Raw genomic sequence first — 9,388 nt, forward strand, 5'->3', positions numbered from 1 at the left:
CCCCCGGCCGCACGTCCACCCCGCCCGCCTTCAGCACAGCCTCCGCCACCACATTCACCAGCAACGGCCCGCCGGAGGCATCCACCACCACCGTCGCCCCCTTCAGCGCCGCATAGCCATCCCCGCCCAGCGCCAGGTAGTCCACCGTCGCCAGCCGGTACCGCCGCGCCGCATCCAGCGGCGCGCCCCCCACCAGCACCTCCCGCAGCCGATGCCCCGGCGGCAGCGCCGGGTGGAACACCGCGGAGATCCCGCTGGTCTGCGGGAACCGCCCCGCGGCCGCTTCCACGGCGGAGACGCCATGCTCCAGCGCCTCCCGCAGCGCCGCCCCGGTCACCTCCAGCAGCACCACCGCATTGCCGAAGGGCATTTCCGCCATCAGGTCGCGCCGGGTCAGTTCATGGCCCACCGGGTATTCCCGGTTGCCCCGCATCCCGCCGCCATTCACCAGCGCCGCATCGGCGCCGAAATGTGCCCGCAGCGCATCGGCGATCAGGTCGCCCATCGCCGCCTCCCGGGTGCGGACCAGGCCGGTGCGGGTATCGAGCGGCACCGCCAGCCGCCCGAGCGGCTGCCCCAGCACCGCCTGCAGCCGCGCCTCCACATCCGCCACCAGCGGCGCGATGCGCGGGGAGGGGACGACATCCACGTTGGGGACCAGCCGCAGCCCGATCGCCCGGACCCGCGCCGGCCGTCCCGCAGCCGGCCGCAGCACGCGCAGCTCGGCGATGGCCAGCCATTCCGCATCGCCCCCGGCCTTGACCACGGCCGCCCCGGTATCCCGCCTCAGCACCGGCTCATGGTCATGCCCGCCCAGGACGAGGTCGAGCCCTTCGACCTCCCGCGCCATCCGCTCATCCTCGGCCAGGTCCTGGTGGGTCAGCGCGACGACGATATCGGCGCCCTGCCGGCGCAGCTCGGCGATGCCCGCCTTCAGGGCAGGCTCCTCCGCCCCGAAGGTGACGGCGCTGGCGCCCACGGCGAGGTCCGCCGTCGCCTTGGTCAGGACGCCGACGAAGCCGATCCGCAGTCCCGCCACCTCCCGCAGCACCGTCGCCACCGCCCCGCCGAAGACCTGGCCATCCGCCGCCCGGACATTGGTGCCGAGCCAGGGGAAGCGGCTCTCGGCGATCCGCGCGCGGATCACCTCCAGGCCGAGGTCGAATTCATGGTTGCCCAGCACCGCCACATCGGTGCCGAGCGCATTGAAGATCGCCACCATATGCGCGCCGCCGGTGACGGAGGAGGCGAGCGAGGGCGAGATCAGGTCACCGCCGAAGGTCAGGAAGCTCGGCCCCGGCGCCGCGGCCCGCGCCGCATCCACCAGCGTCCCGAGCTCGGCCAGCCCGCCATGAGCCGCGGTGCCGAGGTGCTGGTAGACATCGTTCACGTGCAGGAAGGTCAGCGTCACGGTCTCCGCCGGCGTGGCGGCCTCGGCCTGGGCGGCGGCCAGGGCCAGGGCGGCCCCCAGCGCGGCACGGCGGCCTAACAGGAAATGGGTCAAGCGGGCTCCCCGGCCGGTGGCGTCAGGATGGGCCGCGACTAAGCCGTCCCCGCGGCGCAGCGTCAACGCCGCCGGCTTGCCACCCGCCGGATCCGCGGCCATCCTCCTGGTCGATCGACCGACACACGCCTCTCCAGCACAGGAGACCCCCATGCATGACATCGTGATCCGCGGCGGCACCATCGTCGATGGCACCGGCAAGCCGGCCTTCGTCGGTGACCTCGCCATCGATGGCGACCGCATCACCCAGGTCGGCGGCACCGCCGGGCCGGGCAGGCGGGAGGTGGATGCCGCCGGCCGCCTCGTCACCCCCGGCTGGGTCGATGTGCATACCCACTACGACGGCCAGGCGACCTGGGACCCGGTGCTGGCGCCGTCGTCGTGGAACGGCGTCACCACTATCCTCTTCGGCAATTGCGGCGTCGGCTTCGCGCCCGTCCGCAAGCGCGACCACCAGGGCCTCATCGACCTGATGGAAGGTGTCGAGGACATCCCCGGCATCGCCCTGGCCGAGGGGCTGAAGTGGGACTGGGAAAGCTTCCCCGAATACCTCGATGCGCTGGACCGGCTGCCGCGCACCATCGATATCGCGGCGCAGGTCGCCCACCACCCGCTCCGCGTCTATGTCATGGGCGACCGCGCGATCAGGCGGGAGATGGCGACCGCCGAGGATATCGCCGAGATGTCCCGCCTGACCGAGGAGGCGCTGAAGGCCGGTGCCTTCGGCTTCACCACCTCGCGGACCGACCAGCACAAGACCCCGGACGGCGACCTGGTCCCCGGCCGCTATGCCGAACATGAGGAACTGATCGGCATCGGCCAGGCGCTCGGCCGCGCCGGCCGCGGCGCCTTCGGCATGCTGTCCGACTTCGAGGACGAGGCCGCCGAATTCGACTGGATGAACACCATCGCCCGCGAGAACAAGCGCCCACTGTGGTTCCTGCTGACCGACCGTTCCTACGACCCCGACCGCTGGCGCCGCCTGATGGACGGCGTCCGCGCCGCCCGGGCCGAGGGCCTGCCGATGTCGGCCCAGGTCGCCGGCCGCCCGGTCGGGCTGATCCTCGGCCTGACCACCTCGCTGAACCCCTTCGCCCTGCGCGAGGCCTATGCCGAGACCGCCACCCTCTCGCCGGCCGAGCAGCTCGCCCGGCTGCGCGACCCGGCGCTGCGGGCCACCATCCTGGGCCAGGAAGCCTCCGACCGGCTGATGGAGGTGCTGCCGCCGCTCTCCCGCCAGATCGCCACGCGGTGGGACCGCATGTACCTGCTGGGCGATCCGCCGGACTACGAGCCGGGGCCGGAGCGCAGCATCGCCGCCATGGCCGAACGCGCCGGCCAGACCCCGCAGGAATTCTGCTACGACTACCTCACCGGCGGCGACGGCAGCCGGATGCTCTACTTCCCCGTCACCAACTACGTCCATGGCGACTTGGCGGTGGTGCAGGAGATGATCACCGACCCGCATACCGTGCTCGGCCTGTCCGACGGCGGCGCCCATTGCGGCGTGATCTGCGACGCCTCGCTCTGCACCTACATGATCACCCATTGGGTGCGCGACCGTTCGCGCGGGGATCGCCTGCCGCTCGAGTTCGTCATCAAGCGGCAGACCAGCGAGACGGCGGACTTCTTCGGCTTCCACGACCGCGGCCGGCTGGAGGTCGGCAAGAAGGCGGACGTGAACGTCATCAACATGGACGAACTGCGGCTGCACCATCCGGAGATGATCTACGACCTGCCTGCCGGCGGCCGCCGCCTGGTGCAGCAGGTCGAGGGCTACGACATGACCCTCGTCTCCGGCGTGCCGATCTTCGAGAAGGGGAAGGAGACGGGCGCGCGGCCGGGCCGGCTGGTCCGGGCGACCGCTTGAGGCACCCGTCGCCGCCGGGTCAGGGCTTGGGCGCGGCGGCCATCAGCGCTTCCCAGCGCTCGACGTCGCGCAGCACATAGGCCTCCGCCTCGGCCGGCGGCAGGGCCAGCACCCGGTCCACGCCGAGCTCGGTCCATTTGCGCCGCAGCGCCTCGCCCTGCTGCACCCGGGCGACGGCGGCATGCAGCGCCGCCTTGATCGGGGCCGGCGTGCCGGCGGCGACGAAGATCGCCTGCCAGACCACCATCTCCGCATTCACGCCGATCTCCCGCCAGGTCGGCAGGTCGGGCGCGGCGGGGCTGCGCGCGGGTCCGGTGACGGCGAAGGCCCGGGCCTGGCCGCCCTTGTAGGTCTGCAGCCCGGTGAGGGCGATGTCGAAGACCAGGCCGATACGGCCGGCGGCGAGGTCGAGCGTCGCCGGGGCGCCGCCGCGGTAGGGGATCTCGTTCATCGCCAAGCCGGTGGTCCGCTGAAAGAGCAGCGCCGCCATGCCGAGGGTGCCGCCGCCGCCGGTGCTGCCGAAATCATACTTCCCCGGATTGGCGCGGACCTCGGCGATGAAGCCGCGGCCGTCCTGGGCGGGGAAGCCGTTCGAGACCAGCATGACCATCGGCATCTCGGAGAGGATGGAGATGGGCGAGAGCTGGCGGATCGGGTCCACGCTGGCATTGGGCACCACGGCGCGCAGCACCGCGTGGCTGGTATTGTTGAACAGGATGGTATGGCCATCGGCCGGGGCGCGGATGACGAATTCGGCGGCGACCATGCCGGCGCCGCCGACCCGGTTCTCGACCAGCACCGGCTGCGGCAGGATCTGGCCCAGCGCCTCCGCCAGGACCCGGGCGCCGACATCGGTGGCGCCGCCGGCGGTGAAGGGGACGACGAGGCGGACCGGGCGATCGGGATAGGTCTGCGCGGCGGCAGGGCTTGCCAATAGGCAAAGGGCCGCGAGCGCAAGCCAGCGGGGCGCAGGGGTCATCGGTTGGTCCTCCCGGTTTTGCCGGAGACTAGCCGAAGTCCCCGCCGGGCGAAATCAGGCGGTCGCGGCGCCGGGGCTCAGCGCCATTCGGCCCGATGGGTGCCGAGCGGCACGGAAGGCAGCGCCCAATGCGGCGGGGTCTCGGCAAGCTGGCCGGCATGGCGCATGGCGGTCAGCCGGCCGAAGCCGCTGGCGCTGGTCTCCAGCAGGTCGCCGATCTCCTCCATGCCGGGGACGGTGGCGGCGAAGCCATCCGGAAGCCGGCCCAGGCCGCGCAGCCAGCGGCCGGTGCCGGCGAGTGAAACGCGGACCAGCCAGGAGCCGCCTTCCTCCGCCCGCCGCAGCAGCGCCGCCAGGGTGCCGAAGGCGAGCAGATAGCCGGAGGCGTGGTCGAGCGCCTGGCAGGGCAGCACCTTCGGCTCGGCCGTGGCCGGGTCGGCGCCGGCGGCGACCGCTTCGGCATGGTTGAAGCCGCTGGCGGTCTGCACCAGGGAGTCGAAGCCGCGCCGGCCGCCCCAGGGACCGACCTCGCCATAGGCCGAGAGCGAGGTGCAGACAATGCCGGGGCGCAGCGCCGCCAGCTCGGCCGGGGAGAAGCCATGGCCGGCGATGGCGCCGGGCCGGTAGCCCTGGAGGAAGACATCGGCCCGGGTCGCCAGCGCCCGCAGCGCATCCCGCCCGGCCAGGGACCGCAGGTCCAGCGCGGCGCTGCGCTTGCCGCGGCCGGTATCGACGACGAGCTCGTCGAAGGAGGGAAGGTGGGCGCCGTTGATATGCAGCACCTCGGCGCCATGCGCCGCCAGGGTGCGGCCGCAGACCGGGCCGGCGATGACGCGGGTGAGGTCGAGCACCCGCAGCCCTGCGAGCGGACGCGCCGCCGCCGGGGGCAATGGCATCGGCGGCGCATCGCCGATGCGCTCGATCCGCAGCGCCGGCAGTTCGTTCACCGCCCGGCCCTGCGGATGCGCATCCCATTCGGCGAAGCTGCGCATGGCGGAGGCGCAGAGACCGGCGGCGGCCGCGGCATCCTCGAAGGCGAAGGCCTCCCGGCGGGCGAGGGCGGCGGCGACGGCCTCGCGGGTGCCTTCGCAGCCCAGCAGGGTCAGCATGCCGCTGCGGTGGTGCGGGAAGTTGGTATGCAGCCGGACCCAGCGGCCGTCGCCGCAGCGATAGGTACCGGCGATGCTGTCCCAGCGGGCGCCACCCTCGCCGTCTTCCAGCGCCAGGTAGCGCTCGGAATGGAATTCGAGGCTGGCGTGCCGCATGTCCACCCGCGCGGCCTGGGCCGGCCCGCCGCGGGCCCGGTGCAGGGCGGCGACGGCGGCGGTGGTCGCGGCGATGCTGGCCTGGGCCGCGGCGCCGACCCGGAAGGAGGAGGGCAGCGACGGCTCGGCGCCGGTCAAGTCCAACGCGCCGAGCTTGCTTGGCGCCAGCCCGGCGAGGGACCAGAGGTCCTGGATGATCCGGGTGGGGGTTGGATCGGCCATGGCGGGTTTCCTCGATTTCGGGACCAGCCTAGACCTGCCGGAGCCAGCGGCAAGGTCCTCCGCGATCCGATCGCTCCGGCACAACCCAGGGCGGTGCCGCATAAAGTTTCTCAACGTAAAGGATATATTTCAGGGAAACAGCCGGTGCCGTCGGCGTTGGTTTTCTCGGAGCGTCATGCTCCGCAACCAGCAAGGGTGGATGAAGACTATGGCCAATCGGCAGCCCTCCGGCAGTGGCAATTCGAACCCCGGCAACTTCGCCAATGATCGCAACAAGGCGCGGATGGCGGGGCATATCGGCGGCATGAACCAGGGCAAGGCGAACAACCCCGGCAACTTCGCCAATGATCGGGAAAAAGCCTCGGAAGCCGGGCGCAAGGGTGGCCAGCATAGCCATGGCAGCAAGGCGCCGCCCGACCGGGCACCGGCCTAGCCCTCCTCTCCGAAACGATATACAGGGTGGAGTGTAAGGCCCGGGGCCGTTCCACTGACACTGCGTCCGACTAGAAGTTTCGGCGGCCCGGACTTCTCGGGGACCAGCCGCCGGGCCAGCGGCCCGGATGATGGGCCGTGACCTGGCTGCCCTACCAGCGGCCATCCAGCCTGCGGGCCCTGCTACGGACACCGGTCCTGCGCAACCTTCATGAGGCCTGGAGCGGTTTCGGGTCCGCCTGGCACTTGCCGACCGTGGACCAGATGGATGCCGGGGCCCCTGACTGGGACGAGCTGAGCCTGGCCGAGGTGGTGCGGCACCAGGGCTCGCCAGCCTTCCGCCTCGTGCGCGTCGGTGCGGCGCTCAGCCAGCGGGCAGGCCGGCCACTGCTCGAGGAATGGATCGGCGCGGCGCCGCCGCATCCTGCCGAGGACCCCTTGGGCGGTGCTGCCTATGCCTATGGCCGCTGCCTGGCGACCGCCAAGCCGAGCCATGAATACGGCCATTTCGACTTCGGCGACGGACCACCGCTGCTGTTCGAGCGGCTGTTGCTGCCCTTGGGCCAGGGCCTGACCCCCACCCACATCCTGTGCGGCGCCGTCTTCTCCGGCGCGCCATGAGGGAGATTCAGATGCAAGGCGAGCACCCAGGCTCGGACGCCCCCGGGTTCGACGATCCGGATCTGGGAGAAAGCGTGGAGGCCATGGACGTGGCGACGCTCGACCGGCTGCCCTTCGGTGCCGTCCGGCTGGATGCCGCCGGGCGGGTGGAACGCTTCAATGCGACCGAGGCGGCGCAATCCGGCTATGGCAGCCGGCCGACCCTCGGGCTCGACTTCTTCACCGGCATCGCCCCCTGCATGAACCAGCCGGATTTTCGGGGCCGCCTGGAGTCAGGGCTGGCGAGTGGGCGGCTGAACCTGCGCTTCGGCTGGACCGGGGATTTCTCGGATGCGAACAGGGCCCTGGACATCCGCGTGCTCGGTCGTGCCGGGGGTGGCTGCTGGCTCTTTATCCGCCGTCCGGGCTGAGCCGGGCTATTCCGCGGCGACAGCCTGGCGCGGCTGGAACTCCGGTGCCACGCGGGTCATGAAAAGACGGATCGATTCATTCGCCACCGCCGCCGGCATCGGGCCGAGGCGGAAGGAGCAGATGACGCCGCCGACCCCGGTGCGGTCGATTTCGGCCATCTTCGCGGCGACCGTCGCGGGCGAGCCGTGGATAAGGGCGGATTCGACCTGGACCCGGGCCGGGGGGACGGTTTCCTTCACCATGCGGATGCCCTGCTCGGCATAGACGCGCTCGCGCATCACCCGGCGCTGTTCCTGCATCGCCTCGAAGGCGGGGATGCCGATGCGGGCGGCCTCGGCATCGGTCTCGGCCACCACCACGTTCCGCCAGACCCAGCTCTCGTCCATGCAGCGGGCGATGGTCGCCTCGTCATGGCCGGTTTCCGACAGCTTCGCGCGATAGGCGGCGAGGCGCTTGCGGGTCGCCTCCAGCGACTGGACGTTCATCATGAAGGGCAGGCCGCGCTCGGCCAGGTGCATGGCGCCGTCCTCGGAGGAGGCGGCGCGCAGCACGACGGGGTGCGGCTGGGTGAAGCATTCCGGGCGCAGCCGCGGCGCCTTGATGTCCCAGAATTTGCCCTGGTGGGCGAAGCCGGACTTGCTGGTCCAGGCCTTGAGCATGATGGCCTCGGCCTCGGCATAGCGGTCGTGCGCCTCCTGCCAGTCGATGCCGTAGCCCTGGTATTCATAGACGTTGTAGGCGGTGCCGCGGCCGAGGCCGACGATCAGCCGGCCCTCGCCGATGTTGTCGAGGAGGGCGATCTGCTCGGCCAGGCGGATGGGATGGTGCAGCGAGACCTGGGCGACGGCGAAGCCGACCTTGATCCGCTTGGTGGCAGCCAGGATGGCGGCGGCGAAGGTGGTCGGGTCGACATAGGCGCAATTGCCGTCGAAATGGTGCTCGGCCAGCCAGAGGACCTCGACGCCGAGTTCGTCGCAGAGCTTCGCTTCCTCGATGCATTCGCGGATGACGCGGGCATCGGATGCCGGCTCGCGGCTCTCGGTGAAGAGGAAATTGCTGAATTTCAGCATTGCGGGCTCCGTGACGAGGCTCTGGCCGGCGGCGGCAGGAGGAACCTAGCCCAGTTGTGCCGCGCCGCAACAGCGGGCTTGCCGGGCGGATCGGCGGTGCCTGGATCGATTCCAAGGCAACCAACGAAGCGTAACCGCGCTGGCGGGGCGGCGGCCATGGGTCCATATCGGCGGCGAGCCGCCGCGGAGTCTCCCGTTCCATGAAGATCCCAGTCCGATGAAGATCAACGTCGAGGTCGAGTGCACGCCGGAGGAGGCCCGCCAATTCCTCGGGCTGCCCGATCTGCGGCCGATGCAGGATGCGGTCATGGCCCGGATCCAGCAGCAGATGCTGGATGGGGTGACTGCGCTGTCGCCCGAGGCGCTGCTGAAGACCTGGATGCCGCTAGCGCCGCAGACGCCGGACCAGTTCCGCGATGCGCTCGGCGGGCTGTTCCGCATGTTCACCCCGATGACGACGCCACCCAAAGGCAGCGGGCCAAAAGGCTCCGACCAGGGCTGAGCGGACGCGGCGGCACTCCCGGCATGGCTTCACCAACCCTGCGCGCCGAGCCGGCGCTGCGGCCGGGGCAGCGGCGGCTGCCGCGCCGGCAGCGGCCCTGGCGCCGGCTGCGGCCGGGGCTGGTCGGCTCCGTCCTGCTGCATCTGGGTTTCGTCGCCCTGGTGGTGCTGGCGGTGATGAGCCGGCCGCGGCCGCCCGAGCCGCTGCCGCCGCCCTCCTTCGAGGTGGAATACCAGTCCGGCGAGCCAGGCCGGCCGGGCGAGGAGCAGGCCGAGGCGGAGGCGCAGATGGAGGCGCCGCCGCCGGCCCCGTCCGCGCCGCCCGCCGTGCCGCAGATGGCCGCACCGCCGCCACCGCCCCAGGCCACCGCGCCGCCGCAGCCGCCCCTGCCGCAGCAGATGCCTCTGCCGCCGGCCAGAGCCTCGTCACGGAGCCCGCAATGCTGAAATTCAGCAATTTCCTCTTCACCTAGAGCCGCGAGCCGGCATCCGATGCCCGCGTCATCCGCGAAT

At 71.5% G+C, this 9,388-nt stretch carries 10 protein-coding genes; 6 read left to right on the forward strand and 4 right to left on the reverse strand.

Annotated features, from left to right (window positions below):
- On the reverse strand, positions 1 to 1,504 hold a 1,504-nt coding region (locus tag AC0IW9_RS29375), incomplete at its 3' end, for a bifunctional metallophosphatase/5'-nucleotidase (protein WP_471651856.1).
- A 151-nt stretch (positions 1,505 to 1,655) separates the two neighbouring features.
- Between AC0IW9_RS29375 and AC0IW9_RS29380 the strand changes: the two genes are divergently transcribed.
- Entirely contained in the window at positions 1,656 to 3,374 is a 1,719-nt protein-coding gene (locus AC0IW9_RS29380) for an N-acyl-D-amino-acid deacylase family protein (protein WP_471651857.1), read from the forward strand.
- 19 nt (positions 3,375 to 3,393) lie between these two features.
- Here the strand turns inward: AC0IW9_RS29380 and AC0IW9_RS29385 are convergent, their stop codons facing one another.
- Both AC0IW9_RS29385 and AC0IW9_RS29390 read right to left on the reverse strand, forming a co-directional pair.
- Positions 3,394 to 4,353 (reverse strand): Bug family tripartite tricarboxylate transporter substrate binding protein, encoded by a 960-nt coding sequence (locus AC0IW9_RS29385; RefSeq protein WP_471651858.1) that lies wholly within the window; start codon positions 4,351 to 4,353, stop codon positions 3,394 to 3,396.
- A gap of 77 nt (positions 4,354 to 4,430) precedes the next feature.
- Positions 4,431 to 5,840: a CoA transferase gene (locus AC0IW9_RS29390; protein ID WP_471651859.1), complete on the reverse strand. Its 1,410-nt coding sequence runs from the start codon at positions 5,838 to 5,840 to the stop codon at positions 4,431 to 4,433.
- A 208-nt stretch (positions 5,841 to 6,048) separates the two neighbouring features.
- On the opposite strand from AC0IW9_RS29390, the gene AC0IW9_RS29395 reads away from it, so the two are divergent.
- From AC0IW9_RS29395 to AC0IW9_RS29405, 3 genes are all read left to right on the forward strand, one after another.
- Complete coding sequence (locus AC0IW9_RS29395) at positions 6,049 to 6,273, forward strand: con-10 family general stress protein (protein ID WP_471651860.1); 225 nt, start codon at positions 6,049 to 6,051, stop codon at positions 6,271 to 6,273.
- A gap of 137 nt (positions 6,274 to 6,410) precedes the next feature.
- A complete protein-coding gene (locus AC0IW9_RS29400) occupies positions 6,411 to 6,893 on the forward strand; it encodes a hypothetical protein (RefSeq protein WP_471651861.1) in 483 nt (160 codons plus the stop codon).
- Between the two features lie 11 nt (positions 6,894 to 6,904).
- Entirely contained in the window at positions 6,905 to 7,303 is a 399-nt protein-coding gene (locus tag AC0IW9_RS29405; RefSeq protein ID WP_471651862.1) for a hypothetical protein, read from the forward strand.
- A gap of 6 nt (positions 7,304 to 7,309) precedes the next feature.
- On the opposite strand, the gene AC0IW9_RS29410 is transcribed toward AC0IW9_RS29405, so the two are convergent.
- Positions 7,310 to 8,374 carry an LLM class flavin-dependent oxidoreductase gene (locus AC0IW9_RS29410; protein WP_471651863.1) on the reverse strand — a complete coding sequence of 355 codons (1,065 nt, stop codon included), beginning with the start codon at positions 8,372 to 8,374 and terminating at the stop codon, positions 7,310 to 7,312.
- Positions 8,375 to 8,591: 217 nt separating this feature from the next.
- On the opposite strand from AC0IW9_RS29410, the gene AC0IW9_RS29415 reads away from it, so the two are divergent.
- On the forward strand, positions 8,592 to 8,876 hold the full coding sequence (locus tag AC0IW9_RS29415; RefSeq protein WP_471651864.1) for a DUF6489 family protein: 285 nt from the start codon (positions 8,592 to 8,594) through the stop codon (positions 8,874 to 8,876).
- A gap of 23 nt (positions 8,877 to 8,899) precedes the next feature.
- Positions 8,900 to 9,322 (forward strand): hypothetical protein, encoded by a 423-nt coding sequence (locus AC0IW9_RS29420; protein WP_471651865.1) that lies wholly within the window; start codon positions 8,900 to 8,902, stop codon positions 9,320 to 9,322.
- Positions 9,323 to 9,388: the final 66 nt, after the last annotated feature.

The organism is Belnapia sp. AC561 (assembly GCF_979252845.1).

Excerpts from the sequence above, each read along its gene's own strand:
- AC0IW9_RS29380 (WP_471651857.1), top strand. The coding sequence starts at position 1,656 with ATGCATGACATCGTGATCCGCGGCGGCACCATCGTCGATGGCACCGGC.
- AC0IW9_RS29385 (WP_471651858.1), bottom strand. The coding sequence starts at position 4,353 with ATGACCCCTGCGCCCCGCTGGCTTGCGCTCGCGGCCCTTTGCCTATTG.
- AC0IW9_RS29390 (WP_471651859.1), bottom strand. The coding sequence starts at position 5,840 with ATGGCCGATCCAACCCCCACCCGGATCATCCAGGACCTCTGGTCCCTC.
- AC0IW9_RS29395 (WP_471651860.1), top strand. The coding sequence starts at position 6,049 with ATGGCCAATCGGCAGCCCTCCGGCAGTGGCAATTCGAACCCCGGCAAC.
- AC0IW9_RS29405 (WP_471651862.1), top strand. The coding sequence starts at position 6,905 with ATGCAAGGCGAGCACCCAGGCTCGGACGCCCCCGGGTTCGACGATCCG.
- AC0IW9_RS29410 (WP_471651863.1), bottom strand. The coding sequence starts at position 8,374 with ATGCTGAAATTCAGCAATTTCCTCTTCACCGAGAGCCGCGAGCCGGCA.
- AC0IW9_RS29415 (WP_471651864.1), top strand. The coding sequence starts at position 8,592 with ATGAAGATCAACGTCGAGGTCGAGTGCACGCCGGAGGAGGCCCGCCAA.
- AC0IW9_RS29420 (WP_471651865.1), top strand. The coding sequence starts at position 8,900 with ATGGCTTCACCAACCCTGCGCGCCGAGCCGGCGCTGCGGCCGGGGCAG.